The organism is Bacillus paranthracis, assembly GCF_001883995.1.
Classification (GTDB): domain Bacteria; phylum Bacillota; class Bacilli; order Bacillales; family Bacillaceae_G; genus Bacillus_A; species Bacillus_A paranthracis.
Genome location: NZ_MACE01000018.1, coordinates 349,937 through 372,991 on the forward strand (window position 1 = coordinate 349,937; position 23,055 = coordinate 372,991).

At 36.2% G+C, this 23,055-nt stretch carries 28 protein-coding genes; 5 read left to right on the plus strand and 23 right to left on the minus strand.

What is annotated here, in order from left to right; genetic code table 11:
• Positions 1 to 82 precede the first annotated feature (82 nt).
• On the plus strand, positions 83 to 454 hold the full coding sequence (locus BAQ46_RS07895; protein ID WP_000468014.1) for a DUF3915 family protein: 372 nt from the start codon (positions 83 to 85) through the stop codon (positions 452 to 454).
• 97 nt (positions 455 to 551) lie between these two features.
• Here BAQ46_RS07895 and ptsP read toward each other — a convergent pair whose 3' ends face one another.
• The 4 genes from ptsP to glcT all read right to left on the minus strand — a co-directional run bounded on the left by ptsP (position 552) and on the right by glcT (position 5,915).
• Positions 552 to 2,264 carry a phosphoenolpyruvate--protein phosphotransferase gene (gene ptsP / locus BAQ46_RS07900; RefSeq protein ID WP_000174221.1) on the minus strand — a complete coding sequence of 571 codons (1,713 nt, stop codon included), beginning with the start codon at positions 2,262 to 2,264 and terminating at the stop codon, positions 552 to 554.
• Positions 2,264 to 2,527: a phosphocarrier protein HPr gene (ptsH, locus tag BAQ46_RS07905; protein WP_000411079.1), complete on the minus strand. Its 264-nt coding sequence runs from the start codon at positions 2,525 to 2,527 to the stop codon at positions 2,264 to 2,266. The genes ptsP and ptsH overlap by 1 nt, the downstream gene beginning before the upstream one ends.
• A gap of 136 nt (positions 2,528 to 2,663) precedes the next feature.
• Positions 2,664 to 4,727, minus strand: a complete 2,064-nt coding sequence (gene ptsG, locus BAQ46_RS07910; RefSeq protein ID WP_071741824.1) for a PTS glucose transporter subunit IIABC — start codon at positions 4,725 to 4,727, stop codon at positions 2,664 to 2,666.
• A 339-nt stretch (positions 4,728 to 5,066) separates the two neighbouring features.
• Entirely contained in the window at positions 5,067 to 5,915 is an 849-nt protein-coding gene (gene glcT / locus BAQ46_RS07915) for a glucose PTS transporter transcription antiterminator GlcT (RefSeq protein ID WP_000073863.1), read from the minus strand.
• 165 nt (positions 5,916 to 6,080) lie between these two features.
• On the opposite strand from glcT, the gene BAQ46_RS07920 reads away from it, so the two are divergent.
• Entirely contained in the window at positions 6,081 to 6,887 is an 807-nt protein-coding gene (locus BAQ46_RS07920) for a Cof-type HAD-IIB family hydrolase (RefSeq protein WP_000594235.1), read from the plus strand.
• Between the two features lie 70 nt (positions 6,888 to 6,957).
• Here BAQ46_RS07920 and BAQ46_RS07925 read toward each other — a convergent pair whose 3' ends face one another.
• The 6 genes from BAQ46_RS07925 to BAQ46_RS07955 all read right to left on the minus strand — a co-directional run bounded on the left by BAQ46_RS07925 (position 6,958) and on the right by BAQ46_RS07955 (position 12,218).
• A complete protein-coding gene (locus BAQ46_RS07925; RefSeq protein WP_012644586.1) occupies positions 6,958 to 7,689 on the minus strand; it encodes a GntR family transcriptional regulator in 732 nt (243 codons plus the stop codon).
• The gene (gene nagB / locus BAQ46_RS07930) at positions 7,619 to 8,407 is read right to left on the minus strand and encodes a glucosamine-6-phosphate deaminase (protein ID WP_071741825.1); all 789 of its coding nucleotides are present in this window, start codon (positions 8,405 to 8,407) and stop codon (positions 7,619 to 7,621) included. Before nagB ends, BAQ46_RS07925 begins: the two co-directional genes overlap by 71 nt.
• 4 nt (positions 8,408 to 8,411) lie before the next feature.
• Positions 8,412 to 9,554 (minus strand): N-acetylglucosamine-6-phosphate deacetylase, encoded by a 1,143-nt coding sequence (gene nagA, locus BAQ46_RS07935; protein WP_001983978.1) that lies wholly within the window; start codon positions 9,552 to 9,554, stop codon positions 8,412 to 8,414.
• A gap of 208 nt (positions 9,555 to 9,762) precedes the next feature.
• Complete coding sequence (locus BAQ46_RS07940) at positions 9,763 to 10,665, minus strand: ComEC/Rec2 family competence protein (RefSeq protein WP_061132239.1); 903 nt, start codon at positions 10,663 to 10,665, stop codon at positions 9,763 to 9,765.
• A gap of 78 nt (positions 10,666 to 10,743) precedes the next feature.
• Positions 10,744 to 11,316, minus strand: coding sequence for a segregation/condensation protein ScpB (gene scpB, locus BAQ46_RS07945; protein ID WP_000376222.1), 573 nt, complete (start codon positions 11,314 to 11,316; stop codon positions 10,744 to 10,746).
• Between the two features lie 158 nt (positions 11,317 to 11,474).
• Complete coding sequence (locus BAQ46_RS07955) at positions 11,475 to 12,218, minus strand: segregation/condensation protein A (protein WP_001199760.1); 744 nt, start codon at positions 12,216 to 12,218, stop codon at positions 11,475 to 11,477.
• 169 nt (positions 12,219 to 12,387) lie between these two features.
• On the opposite strand from BAQ46_RS07955, the gene BAQ46_RS07960 reads away from it, so the two are divergent.
• Together BAQ46_RS07960 and BAQ46_RS07965 are read left to right on the plus strand one after the other, a co-directional pair.
• The gene (locus tag BAQ46_RS07960) at positions 12,388 to 12,483 is read left to right on the plus strand and encodes a YjcZ family sporulation protein (protein ID WP_000510194.1); all 96 of its coding nucleotides are present in this window, start codon (positions 12,388 to 12,390) and stop codon (positions 12,481 to 12,483) included.
• 98 nt (positions 12,484 to 12,581) lie between these two features.
• Positions 12,582 to 13,100: a DUF309 domain-containing protein gene (locus tag BAQ46_RS07965; RefSeq protein WP_000283586.1), complete on the plus strand. Its 519-nt coding sequence runs from the start codon at positions 12,582 to 12,584 to the stop codon at positions 13,098 to 13,100.
• Between the two features lie 20 nt (positions 13,101 to 13,120).
• On the opposite strand, the gene ribT is transcribed toward BAQ46_RS07965, so the two are convergent.
• The 3 genes from ribT to BAQ46_RS07980 form a co-directional block, all read right to left on the minus strand.
• Entirely contained in the window at positions 13,121 to 13,489 is a 369-nt protein-coding gene (gene ribT / locus BAQ46_RS07970; RefSeq protein ID WP_000908397.1) for a GNAT family N-acetyltransferase RibT, read from the minus strand.
• A 68-nt stretch (positions 13,490 to 13,557) separates the two neighbouring features.
• Positions 13,558 to 13,740 (minus strand): hypothetical protein, encoded by a 183-nt coding sequence (locus BAQ46_RS31030; RefSeq protein ID WP_002028396.1) that lies wholly within the window; start codon positions 13,738 to 13,740, stop codon positions 13,558 to 13,560.
• 213 nt (positions 13,741 to 13,953) lie between these two features.
• Positions 13,954 to 14,391 carry a peptidylprolyl isomerase gene (locus tag BAQ46_RS07980; protein ID WP_000853792.1) on the minus strand — a complete coding sequence of 146 codons (438 nt, stop codon included), beginning with the start codon at positions 14,389 to 14,391 and terminating at the stop codon, positions 13,954 to 13,956.
• Between the two features lie 187 nt (positions 14,392 to 14,578).
• Here BAQ46_RS07980 and BAQ46_RS07985 point away from each other — a divergent pair, with 187 nt between their 5' ends.
• Positions 14,579 to 15,445, plus strand: a complete 867-nt coding sequence (locus BAQ46_RS07985) for a DUF1002 domain-containing protein (protein WP_000850502.1) — start codon at positions 14,579 to 14,581, stop codon at positions 15,443 to 15,445.
• Positions 15,446 to 15,475: 30 nt separating this feature from the next.
• Here BAQ46_RS07985 and BAQ46_RS07990 read toward each other — a convergent pair whose 3' ends face one another.
• The 10 genes from BAQ46_RS07990 to BAQ46_RS08035 form a co-directional block, all read right to left on the minus strand.
• A complete protein-coding gene (locus tag BAQ46_RS07990; RefSeq protein ID WP_002022291.1) occupies positions 15,476 to 16,279 on the minus strand; it encodes a Cof-type HAD-IIB family hydrolase in 804 nt (267 codons plus the stop codon).
• A gap of 96 nt (positions 16,280 to 16,375) precedes the next feature.
• Entirely contained in the window at positions 16,376 to 17,848 is a 1,473-nt protein-coding gene (gene spoVAF / locus BAQ46_RS07995) for a spore germination protein SpoVAF (protein WP_000165582.1), read from the minus strand.
• Positions 17,835 to 18,404: a stage V sporulation protein SpoVABEA gene (gene spoVAEA, locus BAQ46_RS08000; RefSeq protein ID WP_001254415.1), complete on the minus strand. Its 570-nt coding sequence runs from the start codon at positions 18,402 to 18,404 to the stop codon at positions 17,835 to 17,837. The genes spoVAF and spoVAEA overlap by 14 nt, the downstream gene beginning before the upstream one ends.
• Positions 18,405 to 18,409: 5 nt before the next feature.
• A complete protein-coding gene (gene spoVAE, locus BAQ46_RS08005) occupies positions 18,410 to 18,760 on the minus strand; it encodes a stage V sporulation protein AE (RefSeq protein ID WP_000384637.1) in 351 nt (116 codons plus the stop codon).
• A gap of 3 nt (positions 18,761 to 18,763) precedes the next feature.
• Positions 18,764 to 19,780, minus strand: a complete 1,017-nt coding sequence (gene spoVAD / locus BAQ46_RS08010) for a stage V sporulation protein AD (protein ID WP_001241148.1) — start codon at positions 19,778 to 19,780, stop codon at positions 18,764 to 18,766.
• A gap of 13 nt (positions 19,781 to 19,793) precedes the next feature.
• Positions 19,794 to 20,252, minus strand: coding sequence for a stage V sporulation protein AC (spoVAC, locus tag BAQ46_RS08015; protein WP_000147735.1), 459 nt, complete (start codon positions 20,250 to 20,252; stop codon positions 19,794 to 19,796).
• Positions 20,253 to 20,266: 14 nt separating this feature from the next.
• Positions 20,267 to 20,683, minus strand: coding sequence for a stage V sporulation protein SpoVAB (gene spoVAB / locus BAQ46_RS08020; protein WP_061132237.1), 417 nt, complete (start codon positions 20,681 to 20,683; stop codon positions 20,267 to 20,269).
• On the minus strand, positions 20,676 to 21,296 hold the full coding sequence (gene spoVAA / locus BAQ46_RS08025; RefSeq protein WP_000438355.1) for a stage V sporulation protein SpoVAA: 621 nt from the start codon (positions 21,294 to 21,296) through the stop codon (positions 20,676 to 20,678). Before spoVAA ends, spoVAB begins: the two co-directional genes overlap by 8 nt.
• A gap of 116 nt (positions 21,297 to 21,412) precedes the next feature.
• Positions 21,413 to 21,511: a methionine/alanine import family NSS transporter small subunit gene (locus BAQ46_RS08030; RefSeq protein ID WP_000016826.1), complete on the minus strand. Its 99-nt coding sequence runs from the start codon at positions 21,509 to 21,511 to the stop codon at positions 21,413 to 21,415.
• Positions 21,511 to 23,037: a sodium-dependent transporter gene (locus BAQ46_RS08035; RefSeq protein ID WP_000450064.1), complete on the minus strand. Its 1,527-nt coding sequence runs from the start codon at positions 23,035 to 23,037 to the stop codon at positions 21,511 to 21,513. The genes BAQ46_RS08030 and BAQ46_RS08035 overlap by 1 nt, the downstream gene beginning before the upstream one ends.
• Between the last annotated feature and the right edge of the window lie 18 nt (positions 23,038 to 23,055).

A 23,055-nucleotide genomic window follows, 5' to 3' on the forward strand; every position in this document is an offset into this window, starting at 1 on the left:
CCTAGAAAAAATTCCACTCTCTGTCCAGTCACTCACTACCGAACTTACATAGATTATAAGTGTGAAGGGGGTGATGAGGATTATGTTTGGATCATTTGGATGCTGTGATAACTTTAGAGACTGTCATCATCATGAAAGAGAGTGCAGACATCATGAGAAAGAGAAAGAGAAAGAAGTAGTTAGACCACAACAACCAGCTGTATGTAACGTACTTGCTAGCATTTCAGTTGGAACAGAGCTTTCTCTATTAAGCGTTAAAGGTGTTGGATCTTTCAACAATGTAATTTTTGAAGGTTTCTGTAACGGTGTTGCTCTTTTCTCTGCTTTAGCTCGTAATAACAATGACAAAGATAACAAAGATAACAATAAAGACGATAAGCACAATCAAAACCGAAATACTTTTACTGGTATTTTACGTGTATGCCCAGCTGATATCGTTGCTATCGCTATCTAATTTTGTTCCTTATCTTCAAAAGTAAGAAAATAAGTTTTACTTTTCTCATAGAAAAAACCTGAGACCGATTTCAAATCGACTCAGGTTTTTTTATTGATTATATACTTTTAACTAGTTCAACAACTTCTTCAGCAGTTGACATCATTAATGCTTTTTCTGCTAATGTTTCCATTTCTGCTTTTGACAACTTGCTTAGTTGTGTTCTTGCAGGAAGAATAGATGTTGCACTCATACTGAACTCATCTAAACCTAATCCTAATAATAATGGGATCGCAAGTGAATCTCCCGCCATCTCACCACACATACCAGCCCATTTGCCTTCTTTATGAGCAGCATCGATAACCATTTTTACAAGACGTAAAATAGATGGGTTATATGGTTGGTATAAGTAAGATACTTGTTCGTTCATACGGTCTGCAGCCATTGTGTATTGAATTAAGTCGTTTGTTCCGATAGAGAAGAAATCAACTTCTTTTGCAAATTGATCTGCTAATACTGCTGAAGCTGGGATTTCAACCATCATACCAACTTCAATAGAATCAGAAACAGTTGTACCCGCTTCTACAAGTTTTGCTTTCTCTTCTAATAAGATCGCTTTCGCTTGACGGAACTCATCAAGAGTTGCAATCATTGGGAACATAATTTTTAAGTTACCGTATACGCTAGCACGAAGTAATGCACGAAGTTGTGTACGGAACACATCTTGCTCATCAAGACATAAGCGAATTGCACGGTATCCTAAGAATGGGTTCATTTCTTTTGGTAAATGTAAGTATGGAAGCTCTTTATCTCCACCGATGTCAAGTGTACGAACAACAACAGGTTGACCTTCTTTTACACCTTCAAGAACTGCTTTATACGCTTCGAACTGCTCTTCTTCTGTTGGAAGATTGTCACGGCCCATGTATAAGAATTCTGTACGGTATAAACCAACGCCTTCTCCGCCATTATCGATAATACCTTGTACATCATTTGGTGTTCCGATATTTGCAACAAGCTCAACGTGATGTCCATCACTTGTTACAGTAGCTTGATCTTTTAATTTTGCCCATTCAGCTTTTTGCTCTTCAAATTTCGCTTTCTTTTCTTCAAACGAGCGAAGAGTTTCTTCTGATGGATTAACAATTACTTCTCCATCTAAACCATCGATGATTACGATATCGCCGTTTTGGATTTTCTCCATAACAACTTTCGTACCAACAACAGCTGGAATTTCCATAGAGCGAGCCATAATTGCAGAGTGAGATGTACGTCCACCGATATCAGTTGTAAAACCTTTTGCATACTTACGGTTTAACTGAGCTGTATCAGATGGTGTTAAATCTTCAGCAATAATGATTACTTCTTCAGAAATTGTACCAGGATTTGAGAAGTTAATGCCTAGTAAATGTGCAAGAACACGTTTTGTTACGTCACGAATGTCCGCAGCACGTTCTTTCATATATTCGTTATCCATGTTTTCAAACATAGAAATAAACATTGATGCAACTTCATCCATTGCAAATTCAGCATTTACTTTTTCACTATTTACTTTATCTTTTACTGGGTTTACTAGTTCTGGATCATTTAACACTAATAAATGTGCTTCAAAGATCGCAGCTTTGTCAGCACCTAGCTCAGCAAAAGCGTGGTCTTTAATAGCTTCTAATTCAGTTTTTGCTTTCTCAAGCGCAGCTTCTAAGCGTGCAATTTCTGCAGCTTCGTTTGTAATTGATTTCTTTTCGATGTTAAATTCAGGATTTTCAAGTCTGAAAGCCTTTGCAATAGCAATCCCACTTGATGCAGCGATCCCTTGAATGTTAAGAGTCATTATTCTCCTAATCCTTCGTTTTTCATAGTTTCTTCGATAGCTGCTAGTGCTTGAGCTGCATCATCACCATTTGCAGTGATTTTAATTTCCGCGCCTTGTTGAATACCTAAAGACATAACGCCCATGATTGATTTTAAGTTAACGTTCTTTCCGTTATACTCTAAGTTAATGTCAGAACCAAATTTGCTTGCAGTGTTTACAAGTAGAGTTGCTGGACGAGCATGAATTCCTGAGTCGCTAGTTACTTTAAAGATTTTTTCCATGATAATTTATCTCCTTTAAATTACAGTATTTTTTTAGTTGTATAGACGTGAGTACTACATCATCTATTGTATATAATAGGCGATGTTCGGTCAACCACATCACCTATTATAATTATAAACATTTTGCGTCAAATTCCTACTGAATGTCAATAATAGCGTTTTCGCCCTTCTTAACATTTCCATCTTTTTTCAATTCGACTTGCTGCCCTTGCTGTAAATTCGTAAATACAATTGGTGTAATGATAGATGGTGCATTTTCTTTTACAAATGCAAGATCTACTTTTAATAATGGTTGTCCTTGTTTCACTTTGTCACCTTGCGCTACAAGTGCTTCAAAACCTTCACCATTTAATTTTACAGTATCAATACCGAAGTGGATTAAAATTTCTTTTCCACCTTCAGATTGAATACCAATTGCATGCTTTGTAGGGAATACGTTGACAATTTCACCATTAACTGGAGAAACTACTGTTCCTTCTGTTGGCTCAATTGCAAATCCATCTCCCATCATTTTTCCTGAGAATACTTGATCCGGCACTTCTGTAATAGGTAGGATTTTCCCTTCAATTGGTGAAACGATTGTTTCGTTTTCATCAACTTTTTGAGGAGCTTCTTCTACTTTTACAGGCTCTGCTTTTTCAACATGAGGTGTACGACCTGACATAATATCATGAATTTGTGATTTTAATGTGTCAGATTTCGGTCCAAAAATAGCTTGAATGTTATTTCCAACTTCAAGTACACCAGCTGCTCCAAGTTCTTTCAAGCGATCTTTATTTACATTCTTTTGTTCGTTAACTTGAACACGTAAACGAGTAATACAAGCGTCTAAAGAAGCAATGTTTTCTTTACCACCAAATGCTACTAATACTTCACGAGGAAGTTCACCAGCTTCTGCTTTTCCTGTACCTTCATTCCCATTTGCAACTTCACGGCCAGGTGTTTTTAAATCCCATTTACGGATTGCAAATCGGAATCCGAAGTAGTAAATAACCGCTAGTACAAGACCAACAATAATTACCCACCACCATGCCGTACGGCCTGGTAGTACACCGAATAATAGGAAGTCGATTAAACCACCAGAGAATGTCATACCAATTTTAACACCTAAAATTTGCATTGTCATAAATGATAGACCAGCGAATACAGCGTGAATTCCGAATAATACTGGTGCTACGAATAAGAATGAAAATTCAAGTGGCTCTGTAATACCTGTTAAGAAAGATGTTAATGCAGCAGAACCTAAAATACCAGCTGCTAATTTTTTATTTTCTGGACGTGCTTCATGGTACATTGCTAAAGCTGCCGCTGGAAGACCGAACATCATGAACGGATACTTACCAGTTGTAAATGTACCTGCTGTTAATTCTACACCGTCTTTTAACTGTGCCATAAAGATTTTTTGGTCACCACGAATTAATTCGCCAGCCGCATTTGTATACTGACCGAATTCGAACCAGAACGGTGAATAGAAAATGTGATGTAATCCAAATGGAATTAGTGAACGTTCAATTAAACCGAAAATAAATGCTGCTAACGTTCTATTTGCATCAATCATTTGATGTGAGAACGTGTTTAAGCCACCTTGAATGTATGGCCAAACGAAGCACATGATAATACCTACTATTAAAGAGAATGTTGCAGTTGCGATCGGTACGAAACGCTTACCTGCAAAGAAACCTAAGTATGATGGTAATTCAATGTTGAAGTATTTATTATAGCAATATGCCGCTACTATCCCGACGATAATACCACCAAACACTCCAGTTTGTAGCGTTGGAATTCCTAATACGTTTGCATACGCTGGATCTGCAAATCCAACTTTTACTGGGTCTGCTCCAGAACTTGTTACTTTCACTAGCTTATCTACTTCTAAGAACACACTCATCGTTTTGTTCATAATTAAGTAGCCAACGAATGCTGCTAAACCAGCTACTCCGTCTCCACCAGCTAAGCCAATTGCTACCCCAACTGCGAATAGTAATGCAAGGTTAGCGAAAATAATATCACCAGATTGTTCCATAATTTTTGCTACCATTACGAACCAATCTGCTTTTAAAGCAGGAATAACATTTGTTAACTGTGGATTTTGAAATGCATTACCAAATCCAAGTAAAATACCTGCTGCCGGTAAAATCGCTACTGGAAGCATAAGCGCTTTTCCGACTTTTTGAAGAACACCAAAGATCTTCTTAAACATGGAAACCCTTCCTCTCTTATCTATATTGATACCTTCCGACAAACGCCAAAAAGGCATGAGGAAAAAAAGATAGAACGATAGCTATACAAAGGGTAGTATATCCCTTTCTCTAGCTTACATTCCTTACTTTTCTCCACTCATGCCTGATCGAATCAGTAACACGTGTCAAAAATAGGTTTACGTATAAGTTCACTATAATTAAGGCAAACGTTTTCGTTTTATACCTTAATGTGTTTGTCGAAATTTGTATAACTTTGCAATAGTTATTATACATAACTATTGTAAGCGATTCAATGATTTTTTTTAACGTTTTCATTTTCGACAAAAATATATGTCATTTTACACATGCTCTGCCTTCACTAAGCGCTGCAGGTGCATCGTTAAATATATACTCTCTGCTTCATAAACAGGAAGTTGCAATTCTTTTTGCATAACCTTAACTAGCTTCCAAGCTAAATTATAACAGACAGGATATTCCGCCTTTAATAAATCAGCAAAACTTTGCGATTCCTCTACTTTTTCTCCTTTTTTCACCCTCTCAATAGCATATTGAAGATGACGAATAAGGCGTAAATAGTGAATACTTTCTTGGTCTAATGTAATTTGTAAGTTCGTCTCAATTAAAGATACAAGCTGTGCGATGAGACGGGAGTTTTGATTAACTGAAGATAAATCTGAATTTGTAAGTGAACTGTAAATATGCAGTGCAATAAACCCGATTTCTCCTTCTGGCAATGTAATTTGCAAACGAGAATTTAAAAGGTTTACAACACCTTCAGCAATTTTATATTCCTCTGGATAGAGCATTTTCGTTTCAACTAAAAAAGGATTATCAATTGTAAACCCTTGTTTTAAACGCTTAATTGCAAAAGAAATATGATCTGTTAAAGCGATATGAATATGTTCATTCAATGGGGATTTTGCTTTTTCTTGAATATAGAACATAATATCATTCATTAATTCAATTAATTTTTCACTCACATGCGGAACTAGCAGTTTGTATTGTTCACGATCACGTTCATTTTTTAGAACAAACATTTTTTCAATTTGTTCTTGCTCCAATACATCTTTCGCTTTTTTCCCAAATCCAATTCCTTTACCAATCACTACTACTTCCTCATGTTCAGGATGGCTAGCAATGATGACATTATTATTTAAAACTTTTTTAATTTCTAGATAATTACTCATATAACACCACCCTCGTACTTAAATAGCCTGCTTTTATGTTACAGAATATTCTTCTTTGTCGTCAATGTAAAACATCTACCATTTCATAAAAATTCATTTTTTAGACATGTTTATATATGATGCGTATAATGTAAGAGCAACTGTACATAGAAAGGAGATAACAACATGATTAAAATGTTTGTAAGTGATATCGACGGTACAATGATGCAACACGGAGGTTTAATTGACGAACAGGATATTGTAGCACTTCGTAGTCTTGCTGAACAAAATGTGATTCTTTGTTTCGCTTCTGGCCGACTTGATAATGAAATTGCAGACTTAATGAAAGCTGTAAATACAAATTTCCACCGCATTAGTGTTAATGGTGTTTTTGTATATACAAATGAAAATAAGCAGCTATTATCTGCAACTTTTGATTCCAGCATTCTTCCTGAATTGTTACACATGACGAATGAAGATCCTTATTTCCGTTATGTTAGTGATGAACATAATTACTACATTGAAGAAAAAACACCGTTTATTCACGAACTTGAGCAACAAGTAACGATGACTTCTGTCGAAGAACCAAATTTATTACAGAAAATAGATGATACAATTTTCCCGAATAAAATTTCTGTCGGTGGCACAAAGGAGAGCTTACAACTCCTTCAGAAAAAAATTGATGAAAAATTTCATGGAAAAGTTAGTACGTTCATTTCAGCAGAACAATGCTTAGATGTAATGCCACCTAATATTAGTAAAGGTTCTGCTATTTCTGTTTTATTAAAAGAGTTTCAATTACAACCAGAGGAAGTTGCTTGCATAGGGGATTCTTATAATGATATTCCAATGTTTGCTCTAACTCCTCACAGTTTTGCTATGGCTCAAGCAGATGACGCAGTAAAAGAACACGCTCACTATGTAGTAAATACAGTTAAAGATGCTGTTAACCACGTAATTGCTCATAATAAAAATACGACTCACTCCTTGTAAGGATGAGTCGTATTTTTTCTTTACATGTTAAACAATTTGACATTTACTGTACTTCACAAACTGAAATATATTATTTGTTACGTGCGATGTTTGTAATAAACTTATAACGATCTCCACGATAAATACATTTCACATACTCTAACGGTACTTCACCTTCTGAATATGACCATTGACGCATGACAAGCACTGGCGCCTTTTTAGGAATATGCAGATGTTCCGCTTCATTATCCGTTGCAATTGAAGCTTCAATTGATTGAGTAGCGCTAACAAGTTTGAAGCCCAGTTTTTTCTCTAAATGTTCATATAAAGATTGTTGCAATATTTCTTCGTTAATATCTTTTACAAGAGCTGGCGACAAATATGTCGTCTCAAAAGCAATCGGTTCATCGTCAGCTAAGCGAATACGCCTCACTTCATAAACCGACTCTCCCTCCTGTATTCTCAGCCGGTCTGCTATTTTCACAGTAGCTGGAACTAGGCGGAAACTTAATAATTGACTACTTGGGTTCATCCCACGAGAAATCATATCTTCCGTGAATCCTGTCATTCCTTGCAGTTTTTGTTCCACTTTCGGAAGTTGGACAAACGTACCGATTCCACGTTTCCGATATAAATAACCTTGTTCCACTAAATTATTAATCGCCTGTCTGATTGTCATACGACTCACTTCGAACTTATCGCAAAGTTCATTCTCAGATGGGATTTTATCTCCCGGCTTCCATTCGCCGTCCTCAATTAGCTGTTTCACCCACTCTTGAATCTGATAATAGATCGGAAATGGTGAATACTTGTCGATGTTCATCAGCAATCGCCTCACTGCATAAAGATAGAGCTTCTTGATCAGCGATTACGGTTACATTCGGATGACGTTGTAAAACTGTAGCAGGACACGCTTCACTATATGCACCTTGCAATAATTCTTTAACAGCTTCTGCCTTTTTAGAACCCATAGCAACAAGTAGAATTTGTTTCGCTTTCATAATGCTTCCAATTCCCATTGTAATTGCATGAGTTGGCACATCTTCTTCTTTTTCGAAGAAGCGAAGGTTTGCTTGGCGTGTAGATTCTGTTAATTCAACAATGTTTGTTGGAGAATTAAACGGTGTTCCTGGTTCGTTAAATCCGATGTGACCGTTTTCACCGATTCCAAGAATCTGTAGGTCAACTGGGTTAGCAACTAGAATGCCCTCGTAACGTTTGCACTCTTCCTCTAAATCACTTGCCATCCCGTTTGGTACATAAGTTTGTTTAAATGGAAGATGATCAAACAACTGTTCTTGCATGAAATAGTGATAGCTGTTTTTATCTTCATGTGGTAAATTTACGTACTCATCTAAGTTTACAGTGGTTACACGGCTTGTATCAAGTTTATTTTTTCGCATTTCTGCATAAATACCTAATGGAGAGCTTCCTGTAGCCATTCCTAATGTTGGATTTTCTTTTGTTTTTACAACTTCTTCAATTAATTTATAACCTGCTTCTGCTAGTTCTTCTGGAGTTTTTACAACAAGAATATTCATTTCATTACTTCCCTTCCTTCATATGAATTCCTAAACGAACCGTATCATATACATGTAAATCTTCATTCATCACAACAAAGTCTGCATCTTTTCCTACCGCTAATGCACCTTTATTATTTAATCCAAACTCTTCTGCTTGGTTCACTGATGTCATTAGTACTGCATCTTCGATTGAACAACCTGTAAATTCAATTACATTTCGGAAAGCTTGATCCATTTTTAGAATACTACCAGCTAACGTTCCATCTTCTAATCGAGCACTACCATCTTTTACATGTACTGGCTGTCCGCCAAGCTCATATAATCCATCTTCAAGACCTTTTGCACGCATTGCGTCAGTAATAACACTTACTTTTTTCGGTCCTTTTAATTTATATGCTAATTTCACCATATCTGGGTGAATGTGAATACCATCTGTAATTACTTCAACCATTACATCTGGATTTAATAACACATGACCAACAACTCCTGGTTCACGGTGATGTAATCCACGCATTTGATTGTATAAATGCGTTGCATGTGTAATGTTTCTATTTTTTAGTTGCGCATCAATTGCATCTGTATGCCCCATTGTGCCGACAACACCAGTTTCAGCAAGATACTGCTCAAACTCTAACGCTCCTTCTTCTTCAGGTGCGTATGTTACTAATTTAATTAAATTTCCGCTTGCTTCCTGCCATTGTTTAAATTGTTCAATATTCGCAGGAACAATATGTTCAAGTGGTTGTGCACCTGCACGTTTTTTTGAAACATACGGTCCTTCTAAGTGAATATATTCGAAATGCGCTCCTTTTTCTTTCGCTTCCTTCGCAGCATGTAGTGCTGCTTCAATTGCTTCTGGAGCTTGTGTCATTGTTGTTGGGAAGTAAGTTGTAACTCCTTCTTTTAACATTTCTTTCCCTAGAGTTACTAACCCATCGCTATTTGCATCCATCGCATCAATATCGTATCCACCATGAATATGAACATCAATCATACCTGGAATCACAATTTTCCCTGCCGCATCTAAAACAGTTTCATTTTCTTGTGATACATATTGAGCCATCAAACCAATTTCTTTAATTGTTTCTGCGTAACGAATAAATCCGTTTTCTACTACTTCTTGACCTGTATAAATTTTGGCATTGATGACAACTTGCGTTTTCATTTTCATCGATCCTTTCCCATGAAATACCTACTTGTTATTATTACCTTATTCGCCTAATTCCATCTTAATATATGCACGAGTAGTTGTCTATACATTCTAATGAAATTTCCTCTTTGCTTAACAAAAAGGAAGCTTAGTACGTCTCTCGCAATTATAATATATGTTATTCATTTTTTCCAAAAAGGAACTATATCATCTAACGTATGAATCACTTAAGTAATGGCATTAATCCGCTAGACCCTATTGTAATATGTTCGCCGTCTGTTTCTATTTCTACCGTACGTCTATTTGTTCCATACATCATTATACCACGCCGTTTTAATCGTCTCACTACACTTTGATGCGGATGCCCATACGGATTTTTGCTACCATAAGAAAGAATCGCGAACTGTGGTTCTACCTTCTTTATAAACCTTTCACTTGTTGAAGTATATGAGCCATGATGTCCCACCTTTAGCACATCTGCATGTACATCAAATTGCTTTAATATTTCAGTTTCCGTCCGCACATCAGCATCACCCATTAGTAAAAAATCTGCCTTACCATACCGAACCTTTAATACAATTGAAGATTCATTATTTTCATCTTTGGACTTCCCATTGTTTAATACTTGTATGGAAACATGCGGATCTAGCGGTATGTATTGGCCCTCTTTTACTGAAATGAAAGGGATTCCCCTTTTCTTTATATGATTTCGATACGTATGATAAGTGAGAGAACTATATGTTTTTCCACTATCTAATATAAGTGATACCGGCATTTGCTCTACAATCGGAATGAGCCCTCCAATATGATCCATATCAGGATGAGTACTGACGATAGCATCTAAATGGTTAATTCCTTTTTCAATTAGCTTTTGGATGATAACCTCACCAGCTTCATAAGGTCCTCCATCAATTAACATCGTTTGTCCATTTGGCAATATAATAAGTGTTGCATCACCTTGCCCAACTTTTAAGAAACTCACTTTCATTTTACCAAAATGTTGCCGCTGCATATGTAAAGGAGACGCGGTATGAATAGACATCATATACCTTTTTGCCGATGCACTATTTAAAGAAAAGCATAACAAAACAGAAACTAATAATAAAATACTTCGTATACCTCTCATAACTCGTCTCCTTTTTTCAATTAGTATGGCACGGTATATAATTGATATACAAAAAAAGCTTAGCAAAATGCTAAGCTTTTATTTCGATATCTCTTGTAAAGAACCAAAGAATAAATCCGCTTCATTCATTTGTTCGTTTTCTTCAGAAAGCGGAGGTAAATCATCTAATGTTTTTAATCCAAATGTGTCTAAAAATTCTTTCGTCGTTCCATATAAAATCGGACGCCCAGGTCCTTCTGCTCTTCCCATTTCTTTTATAAGTAAGTGTGATACTAACGTTTGTAACGCCTTATCGGTTTTTACTCCTCTAATCTCTTCCATTTCTGTTCTTGTAATGGGTTGACGATATGCAACAATTGCTAACGTTTCTAGCGCAGCCTGAGAGAGTGAAGCAGCTGTTGGGATATCTATTAGTTTTTGATAGTACGACGCATGTTCTTTCTTTGTAGCAAAACGATATACTTTTGCATACTGTACAATTTGCAAACCTCGGTGTGCACCTTCACATTCTTTTTGCATTTCTTCTAAAATATCGATTACTTCGTTTCCTTCAATTTCAAGGACTTTTGCTATTTGTTCAGGAGAAATCCCTTCATCACCAGAAACAAATAAAAGCCCTTCAATGATTGATTTCTGTTCTGTTCTATCCATCTTACGAGCTCCTTCCTCCTATTTTCTCCATAAAAATACACATCAAAAAACCGAATCACAATCAATGCGTTCGGTTCAATATTTTTTCTCTTGTTCCAAACGATACATTCAAACCTAGCATGAGATATACTATTTCTATCCCATTTTCCATACTAACTCTATGCAGATTTAGTATAGCTTGATACGAAAATTTCATCAAAATTATGTTCTTGTTCAATTACGATTTGTTGATTTTTCATAAGCTCAAGAACCGCTAAAAATGTTACAACCATTATTTCCCGTTCATCATCAACAAACAAATCATAAAAACTTTGACGACCACCTTGTATTTCTAACAGCTTTAAAATATCCGTCATACGCTGTTCAATTGGTATTTCTTGACGAGTAATACGTGTTGTCACAGGTTTCTTTGCTTTTTTACGGCGCATTAATTTTTGAAATGCCGCTAGCATATCATATAACGTAACATCAAGAGGCAAGCTTGTCTCCTCTTCTTGTTGCAACGATGTAAAATCAATTGGCGGACGTGTATATAGCTGTGCTCTTTCTTGTTCTCTTTCTTTTAGTTCAGTAGCAACTTGCTTATATTTCTTATATTCAATTAACCTCTCCATCAATTCTTGACGAGGATCATCTATAAAGTCATCACCGTTATCAAGTACATCTTCTTCATGTTTCGGCAACAACATTTTACTTTTAATTTGTAATAACGTTGCAGCCATTACTAAATACTCACTTGCAACATCTAATTGTAGTTCTTTCATCGTATGAACATAAGATAAATATTGCTCTGTAATTTCCGCTACAGGAATATTATATATATCAATTTCATAACGATGTATTAAATGTAACAATAAATCTAAAGGCCCTTCAAAAGCCTCTACTTTAAAATTATACTGCACAAAGCATCCCACCACATTTTTTCTATAACAACATAAGTATAGAGCATACTCATGTTCTATCCAACCTTTTTAAGAAATTTAATTAAAAATAGACCTATGCCTATGGCATCATGCCCACCACTTCATATGATAACAGTGTAGTAAGAACAATGTAGGAGGTCAAAAAACTATGGGTCACGTTGATTGTGGTTTTAGCGGTGGGTTCGCATTACTTGTTGTATTGTTTATTTTACTCATTATTGTAGGGGCAGCTTGCTTCTGCTAATATGAACAATAACGACTAGGGAGAAATTCCCTAGTCGTTTATTGTTCATATTTCTATGATAAACTTATACTTATAACCGTTAGATAGGGGCGAAGAAAATGTATCCTACGGAATACATACAGTTTTTAATTCATTTTCACGGAGATTATGATTATTTTGAATGCCACGAAATACTGGAAGAATATTGGAAAACAAAACCGAGAGGAAATCGGGATCATTATTTAGTCGGCCTCATTCAAATTGCAGTTTCTTTATACCATCACAGACGCTCTAACTGGAATGGCGCAGAGAAGATGATGAAAAGCGCCATAACGATTTTAGAAAAAAACAGTGCACATTTACTTCGTTTAGGAATAAATGAGGCACAACTTCTGTTCTTACTCAAAGATAAATTGCAATCTATCCAGAAAAAAGAAAGTTTTACACCGTTATTTTTACCATTGTCGGATACAACATTAGAAAAGTACTGCATAGAATTATGTCAGAAACAAAACCTTCCTTGGAAAGACGTGAATGCTACTTCTAATGAATTTATAATACATAAGCACACATTACGTGATCGAACAGAAGTCATCGCTGAACGAAACGAACAATTACAAAAAAGAAAGCAGAGATAATAAACTACTTATCTCTGCTTTCACGAATGTATATTTTGTTCAAGCCCTTTACACTTTTTGCAAAAACTTGCTGTTTGCTCATTTCCGCAAATTGTAAATTCAAGAAATTTACTCTTTAACTCTTGAACCATCTTCGTCCCAATACCCATATGACGGTGAGATGGATTCACACTCAAATGCTGAATTTCCAAAACTTGATTCTCTTTTTTTACAATCCCCATTATCCCAACAAAATCTTCGTTTTGTTTCCACAAATACAATTGCCAATCATCCTTTGCTTCATAATCTTTCATAGTCAATTGTAATGTTTTCACATCTTTTTCAGTTGGCATAAATGAAAGAAGCCCCATTGCAATCTTTTCATAACTTTTTTTAAAACGAATTAACATAACCCTTATCCCTTCTTACAAAAGTTACAAACTATTAAATCCCCTCAATCACTCTTTTCATATCACATTCATTTTACAATATTTTCAACAGAGTGAGAAGAGCTTAAAACAACTTGATAATCATACAAAGCGAAAAGAAGAAAGTCAAATATACATTTCATTACTATTTTTGTTAAGTAGATAAAAGAAGAAACACTGTTATATGAAAGTGAAAAGAAACATCCACCGCTCATTATCACTTCACTATTCATCACCTTAGAGCAGATGAATTCTAGCAAAATGAATGTAATAAACAACTTTTATTGAAATGTGTAATCTACTGTATTCTATGTAATTTGTTAATATTTTGTTCTCATAAGCGACTTATTTTCACTACAATCACATTACTACTTGTATCATGTACCGTAAACGAAATACCCATTCCTATTAAAAAAAGAGAGCAATAGCTCTCTTTTCTCATTCACTTATTCTTCCCAAACTTTAACTTCTTTCATTACATCACCTTGACGCATGTTTAATACTGTTTCAATACCGCTTGTTACTTTACCGAATACAGTATGTACACCATCTAAGTGTGGCTGTGGCTCATGAACGATAAAGAATTGGCTACCGCCTGTGTTACGGCCAGCATGAGCCATAGAAAGTGATCCTACAAGGTGTCTATGAGGATTTCCATCAGTTTCACATGGGATAGAGTAACCTGGGCCACCCGCACCTGTTCCTGTTGGGTCTCCACCTTGGCTTACGAAGCCAGGAATAACGCGGTGGAATGTCACACCATCATAAAATCCTTGCTCTGCTAGTTTTTTAAAGTTTTCTACTGTTTTTGGTGCCTCTTCTGGGAAAAATTCCAAATCGATTTTTTCACCATTTTCCATTACTATGTATCCTAAAGTTTTCATACGTATATGTCTCCTTTCAACTATCTCAGCACTATATTACCACATTCATGACTAGAAACAAAAAGAATCCGACAATCTACATACTTCTTTTTTGAAATGTGGAAAAAGCTAGGTGACAAATAAGAAATATATACTATAATAACTGTGTTGCCCGAAAATTTTAGAAAGAGAAAGGGAGCGATTTTTCGTGAAAACGAAATTACTAGCTCTGCTATTAGCTGTAGCAGTATTTATTATGCCAACAGCTTCGTTTGCAGACATCATCGAAGGAGAATCAATTGTTACACTAGGAGAAAACTTGTCTGAACAACAAAAACAAGATCTGTTAAAAGAAATGAAAGCACCAAAAGATGCTACAATTATTACTGTGTCTAATGCGGAAGAACATAAATTTCTAGAAGGGATTGTTCCAAAAGCGCAAATTGGTACGAGAGCAATTTCCTCTTCTATGATCACATACACAAAGCCAGGTTCTGGTCTCATTGTACGTTCAAAAAACATTAATTCAATAACAGATGCAATGTACACAAACGCACTTATTACAGCAGGTGTGAAAGATGCAGAAATTCAAATTACTGCACCATTTAAAGTTTCTGGAACTGCTGCTTTAACTGGTTTAATGAAAGCCTATGAGACAACATCAAACAAAGCAATTCCTGAGGAAGTAAAAAAAGTAGCCAATGAAGAAATGGTGCAAACATCCCAGCTTGGCGATAAAATTGGTGAAGAAAAAGCAGTTCAACTTGTTGCGAAAATTAAAGAAGAAATTGCGAAAGAGCAGCCAAAAACGACTGAAGATTTACGTTCATTAATTAAAAAAATTGCGGATCAACTTGGTATTACATTAACGGATGAACAGTTAGATAACTTAGTTGCTCTATTTGATAAAATGAAAAATCTTAACATTGATTGGAATCAAGTTGGCAGTCAGTTAAATAAAGCAAAAGAACACGTTTCTGCCTTTTTAGGATCTGAAGAAGGGCAAAGTTTCCTAGATAAAGTGAAAGATTTCTTCTCAAGTATCATTGATTTTGTTAAATCGTTATTCAAGTAAAAAGAAGCTCGCTAGTAGCGAGCTTCTTTTTTATACAAGTAACGGCAATTTCATAATAGCTTCTTCAACCGAACGAACAATATGATTCGCTTTCTCCTTCACATATGGATGAGCATGGTGCAGAGTAAATGAATGCGGGGTTACTTCAAACATAGAAATATCATTGAAAGAATCTCCAATGCATGCAACTTCATTTGCTTCAATTTGCAAATGTTCCATTAGTCGTCTTAAAGCACTCCCTTTACTTACTCCCCTTGGCATAATGTCAACATAGCGTTTACCAGACATAAAAACTTCCGCTTCATTCTGAAATGTATCTCGTAATTCTTGATCTAATGCTTCAATTGTCTCTTCTTCCCCAAAAACAAACAATTTCGCAGGATGTACAGTTTTACCAAATTCCTCTTCTAACGCTTCAATTTCAGCGATATGCACGCCCATATACGCTTCAAAATTATGGTGATGTTCATTCTTCCTTTTTGTATATCGCTGCTCATTTGCACAAACAATATCCGCTAGTCCTTTTTTATGTATATATCGATATATTTCCTGGGCAACCGTATTTTCAAAACTCGATTCATAAAACAAATTCCCATCCGGAAGTAACATTGTCGCTCCATTTAAGCCAGTTGTGTAATATGGGAATTCAAACCTATTTACGACTTCATCAATTCGATGAGTAAAGCGGCCTGAGGCAAAACAAATATTTGTCCCTTTTTCAGCTAACCAACAAATTGCACGTTCATCTTCTTTTTGCATATGATTTACATTGTAAACGAGCGTGTCGTCTAAATCACTTACAAATAATTTAATCATGTCCTCTTCCCCTTCCATACACAATATCTACTCTAAGTGTACACAAAAAATGTTTGATTTTTGTTAAAAAACAATAAATTTTTGCTAAAAAAATAAACGGGTGTATAATCCCGTTTATTTTTGTCTTTTTACATTTTGAGGTCTTACAATACTTGGTCGTACTTTTAAACTAGACATCGTCGGACGGAGTAGAATTTTTGTTAATGCGCCCCAATCAAATGGTAAAAACGGCCATAAATAAGGGGTTTGCAAACTTTTTATAGACGTTAAAAATAAAATCAATATCGTCATACCAATTACAAAGCCCATCTCATGGAAGAGACCTGTTAAAATAATAACAAATAATTTTCCAACCTTATTCCCTAGCCCTAATTCATAGCTCGGTGTTGCATAAGCACCGATCATAGAAACTGCTACATACAAAATAACTTCTGGTACAAACAAACCTACATCGATTGCTATTTGACCAATTAATATGGCAGAAATTAATCCTGCTGCTGACGATAACGGCGTTGGAGTATGAATGGCTGCCATCCTTAAAAATTCAAGTCCTACTTCTGCCATTATCACCTGTAATAAAATTGGTAAATGTGTCATCTTAGTCGGTCCAATAAAAGCAAGATTTTCTGGTAAAAGAGTTGGATCAAATACAAACACTAACCAAAACGGTAGTAAAAACAAGGAGAATAAAACACCTAAAAAGCGTACCCAACGTAAAAATGTTCCGACAGCTGGATTTTGTCTAAACTCTTCTGCATGCTGTAAATGATGAAAATATGTTGTTGGCGTAATCATAGCACTCGGTGATGTATCAACTAGTACTAGAACATGTCCTTCTAATAAATGATTTGCTGCTACATCCGGTCTTTCTGTATATCGAATAAGCGGGAATGGATTATAGCTTTGCTTTACAACAAATTCTTCCACTGTTTTATCCGCCATCGTAATGCCATCGACATCGATGTTATTTAATTCTTGTTTTATAATCTTTACTAAATCTGGATTTGCAACATCTTGTACATATGTAATACAAATATCCGTTTGCGATCGATCCCCTACTCGAATAATTTCATTTCGAAGACGTGGATCTCGAATTCTTCTACGAATTAACGCTGTATTTACAACGATATTTTCAACAAATCCATCCCTCGCACCGCGTACTACTTTTTCAGTATCTGGCTCTGTCGGTGTTCGTCCTGGATAGCTACGAACATCTATCACGAACGCTTCTGTTTCGCCTTCCACAAATATAACAATAAGCCCTGATAACGCTTGAAGCATTACTTCATCCATCGTTTTCACTTTACTTACTTGCTGATGAATTAAACGATTCTCTAAAAGCTTTACAGTATCTTCTTCAACATCCCTTATTTCATTCGTATCCACAGCTTCTTCTAAAATAGGAATAATATAATTTGTATCACAAAGTCCATTTACGAATAACACTGCAATTTCTTTATTCAAAATTTGAAATTTACGAATACCAACATCAAATGTGACGCCTAATCCAGCCGTTTGTTTTAAATAATTTTCATTGTCACTTATGAAAGTTGAAATCGGAATATCTATTTTTTTAGGCTTCGTCATAAAATCCACTCCTTTCCAAAATTAACTGAATTGCTTTTTTCGTAATTGGTGAGCCTCTCTCCCATTCATCGTTTCCACACATCTTACCAATATCACCCACACCAACAATGACGGGAACATTCAAATCATCTAAACAATAAATTGTATCTCCGCTAATTCTGCCAATTTCACCATCTGGAAGTCCAAATTTATCAACACCATATTCCGTTAAATTCCCGTTCCGATCTACACTTACATCTACACGTGCCCATTCCCAATGGTGTGTATTAGACGCTACTGCCAAAATCCCAAGTACATCAATTTGTTTATGCGTGGCTACATATTTTAAAGCTTTTTCACCAGATCCTTCTCCAATAAATCCACTGTCATCAAACATGACAAATACAGGGTCATATGGCGTTTGCATAATAAGCTCAACAACTTTCTTCCCTGTCAATTTGGTTGGATTACTTTGTGATGCTGAAATACACCTTCCCCCAAATTCCTTCGTTAAAAGCTCAATTGTTCGCTTTGCATATTCATCTCCATCTGTGACCAAAACAACCCTTCGTCTCATTTGATTTATCCTTTCGGTTTACATATAAGTGCTACAAAAAATGAAAATAATATTGCTGCTGAAATACCTGCAGACGTTAAACTAAACATACCCATACCAATCCCTATATATCCGTGTTTCTCTGCAGCATGCATTGCCCCGTGTAATAGGGAATGTCCAAAACTTGTAATAGGAACTGTCGCCCCAGCACCAGCAAACTTTATAAGCTTATCGTACAATCCGAATCCATCTAAAACTGCTCCTATCACTACAAAGGTAGCCATTAAATGGGCTGGTGTTAACTTTGCGAAATCTAACAATACTTGCCCAACTACACAAATAGCGCCTCCTACAAGAAATGCATATATATAATCCACAATTCACTCTCCCTTCACTCTCTCAAATACGACACCATGTGCAATTGTTGGAATTGTTTCTTTTTGCTGCATCATCATCGGGCTTAATAACGCACCAGTAGCAACGACAAAAATTCGTTGTAAATTCCCTTTTTGCATCTCGCTTAATAAATGACCATATGTGACAACAGCTGAACAAGCACAACCACTACCACCAGCAAATACTTCTTCTTGACCGGGATCATAAATCATTAATCCGCAATCGTTATATATATGCCCAATATCATAACCTTCTTCCAGTAACAGTTGTTTCGCAATTGGTGTCCCAATAGCTGATAAATCACCGGTAACAATCAAATCGTAATCGGCTGCACTTCTCTTCAAATCCTCAAAATGTTGCTGAATTGTATGAGCTGCAGCAGGTGCCATCGCCGATCCCATATCTAAAGGGTTCGCAATTCCTAAATCTTGCACTTTTCCAATCGTAGCCGCCTTGATTTTAATGGCACTTTTTTCTTTACTAATTAATATGGATCCCGCACCTGTAACAGTGGAATTTGCTGTTCCTGGTTTTTGTCCCCCATACTCTGTTGGATAACGAAACTGTCTTTCAGCTGTTGCATTATGACTACTTACCGTCGCTAAAACACGATTTGCGAATCCGCCATCTATAAAGGCTGATCCGACCGCTAAAGTCTCCATCGAGGTCGCACAAGCACTAAACATGCCTAAAAAGGGAATTCCCCACTTACGCGCAACGTAATTTGCTGTTACTGTTTGATTTAATAAGTCACCCGCTAAAAAGAAATCAATTTGTGATGTTTCTACATTTGCTTTTTGCATGACTTGTTGAATAGAATCTGACATTAATCTTCGTTCCGCAAGCTCCCAGTTTTCCTCTCCGCAATGTAAATCATCATATGAAATATCAAATTCCTTTCCAAGAGGGCCTTCAGCTTCTTTTGGACCGACGGCAGTACCGGTTGCATTCACATAAATATCATTTTGAAATACCCACGTTTGTTTTCCTGTCAACCTCATACTAGCCCCTCCTTTAAGACATAAAAATTTTAAAAGTATATCTTATTAACCCAATAATGTACGCACCGACAACACCAAAAACGATTACACTTCCCGCTAGCTTAAACATGTTTGTAGCAACCCCAAGTACAATTCCTTCACTCTTATGCTCTAGCGCAGCACTTGCCATAGAATTCGCAAATCCCGTAACAGGTACGGCCGAACCTGCTCCAGCAAATTGACCGATTTTATCATATACACCACAACCTGTTAAAATCGCCGATAATAGTACAAGAGTTGCGACTGTTGGATTCCCTGCCTCTTGTTCACTAAAATGAAAATAATGTATATAAAATTTCATCAATACTTCTCCGATTGTACAAATGAATCCACCTACAAAAAATGCCTTAACACAATTTATAAAATAATTTGGCTTCGGATGGTATTCCTTCACTTTATTTACGTAATCGTCCTTTAGTTTTCGCCCTGTCATTTATATATTGCCTCCTACTTTACGAAATAAATCCAGTGAAACAACGAGCCTATTACTTTTCCAAATACAAGAGCAACGAGTAAAACAACAATCTTCCCCTCTACCCCTACTCGTTTCGCTAAAATAGGTAGAACATTTAACACTTCCGTTAATGCGGCAGCGAGCATTCCAATGAATGTACCACAAAATATTCCTAATATAACAAGCCAATATTGCGATGTTTGAAATGTAATGTTTTTCAAACTACACCAAGCTCCTGTTAATGTACCTGCAATAACTGCCCACTCAAAATATTGAATGTGCTTTCCACTTCTCGTTAATTGAGCTAGACGAGGGATTATACCAAGTACAGCTAAAAACGCAACATATCCGCTACCTACAGCAATTCCTCCTGCTAAAGCAATTAAAATAACGAATCCAGACTCAATCATCGGTAAGTTGTTTCATATTATCCTTGTTTTCATGAACAATTACATATTGGTCAAGTGATTGCTGGTATTGGAACATCTCCACTTCTAACGGACTCGGCTCTTCATTAATACGCTTTTGAAATACATGATTAAAAAATAAAACCATGCCTAGCCCAAGACCTAATGAATAAGGAATTTGAAATAAAAGTGGTTGCGCCTTAAATTCTCCCGTAATCATGTAATATAACCGTTGGTGCACTTGTTGCATGCTTACATCTTCATGAAAATATATGATGGCAAGAGCTGCTCCAATGAAAAGTAACAACCATACAAGTCCGAAAAAAATCGGATGTACTTTCTTTTTTTCATATATAATTTCAACAAGAGTTTGTCCAGAACCGAGTAAATTAATTTGTATATGAGCGGTTTTTCGCCTAATAATCTCAATTATTTTCATAACATCAATTACAACATGCGTTTTATCACGCGCTGTAATTTTATAAATTACCTCATCCTGTAACGACTGAACTACTGCAGCATCTCCGGCAAGTTGAGCAACATCTCCCAGCTTTACTTCATACGTAGGAGAAACTTTTAATCGATTACGCATTTTAATATAAATTGTTTGTTCCAATTTCCATTCACCTCTTCACTCTTCCTCGTAGTTGTAGTATGGTTATTCAATTTTTTTCTAATACAATTTTTTCATAAAAAAACATCTGTACCATTTCGGTACAGATGTTTTTTAGTTTATGCTTTTTTCTTAAATAAATTTGCAATGCTTAATGCGAGCCCTCCCCAAATGACTACTATTCCAATAACCATCATCATAATCGCTGATCCACTCATTATGAAACACCTCGATCTTTCCATTCTTTTTCAAGCTTAGCAGAATCTGAATGTATTTGTGCATTCCATTTCTTTAAACTAATGATTAGCGCAATGATAAGGAACGCTGCTGCAATTGACCAACCATATGTTACGACAAACTCCGTTGGGTAACCTCCATAGTTCTTTTTAATATTTTGGATTGTACCATCAATTAACATGTACCCTAACATAAGCGGAGTAATAACGAGTAAACTCACTCTCCAAAACGTCCCTAACTTAATATCAGATACGAAGTTTGCGTGATTTTGATAAACTGGTAAACGACGTAAAATGAGTCCTATCGTAACTACTTCCGCTAGAGCAATTGTAATTAATCCGAAGTTATTAGCGAAGTAATCCACAACATCTAGGAACATAAGCCCGCCACGTGTCGCAAAAACGAGAGAAACGAGTACGAGAAGCGTCCCCATAATTCCAATTGTTTTTTGGCGACTTAAGCTGAACTTTTCAGATACAGCAGCAAAACATACTTCCGCAAGCGAGATGAGGGATGTAATTCCGGCAACCGTTAATGATAAGAAAAATAATACGCCAAATAAAGGTGACATCGGTAATTCATTAATAATTTGCGGGAATACTACGAACGCAAGCCCTACACCAGCACTTGCCACTTTATCAACTGGTACTCCCATATTATTTGCCATAAATCCAAGAGCCGCAAAGACCCCAATCCCTGCTAATAATTCAAATCCTGAGTTTGCAAATCCAGTAATAAAGGCATTATTTGTTGTATCTGAGTTTTTCGGTAAATAACTAGAATACGTAATCATAATTCCAAATGCTAAAGATAAGCTAAAGAAGATTTGACCGTAAGCAGCAAGCCATACTTTTCCGTCAAAAATACGACTCCAATCTGGTTTAAAGAATGCATCTAATCCTTGCATTGCACCTTCCATCGTCACTGCACGAACTACGATAATAAGGAACATAACAACTAGTAAAGGGATGAAAATACGGTTCACAACTTCGATTCCTTTTTTAACTCCTTTAAAAGCAACACCAAGCACAATAATCCAAACGAGAGCTAGTGGAATTAATACTTCCGGTACGAGCCCTCCAAACTGTCCCGGTTTATCTGCAACATGTAAATACTCTTTAAATAAAAATGATTCCGTATCTTTCCCCCATGCGCCAGTAATTGCAAAATACGTATATGAAATAGACCAAGCAATAATTACTGCATAATATGTTGAAACGATAAATGTTACACACATTTGCCACCAACCGATAAATTCAGCACGCGGATGAATACGGAAGAACGTAAGTGGTGCTGAACCACGGTGACGGTGCCCAAGAGCAAATTCAAACGCCAATAATGAAATACCAGTCGTTAATAATGCGAATAAGTACGGTAAAAAGAATGCGCCTCCCCCATTTTCATACGCCGTATAAGGAAAACGCCATATGTTTCCTAATCCAACGGCAGAGCCGACCGCTGCAAAAATGAATCCAGCCCTCGTTCCCCATTGTTGCCTCGTTTCCATATTTCCTTCCCCCTTTGT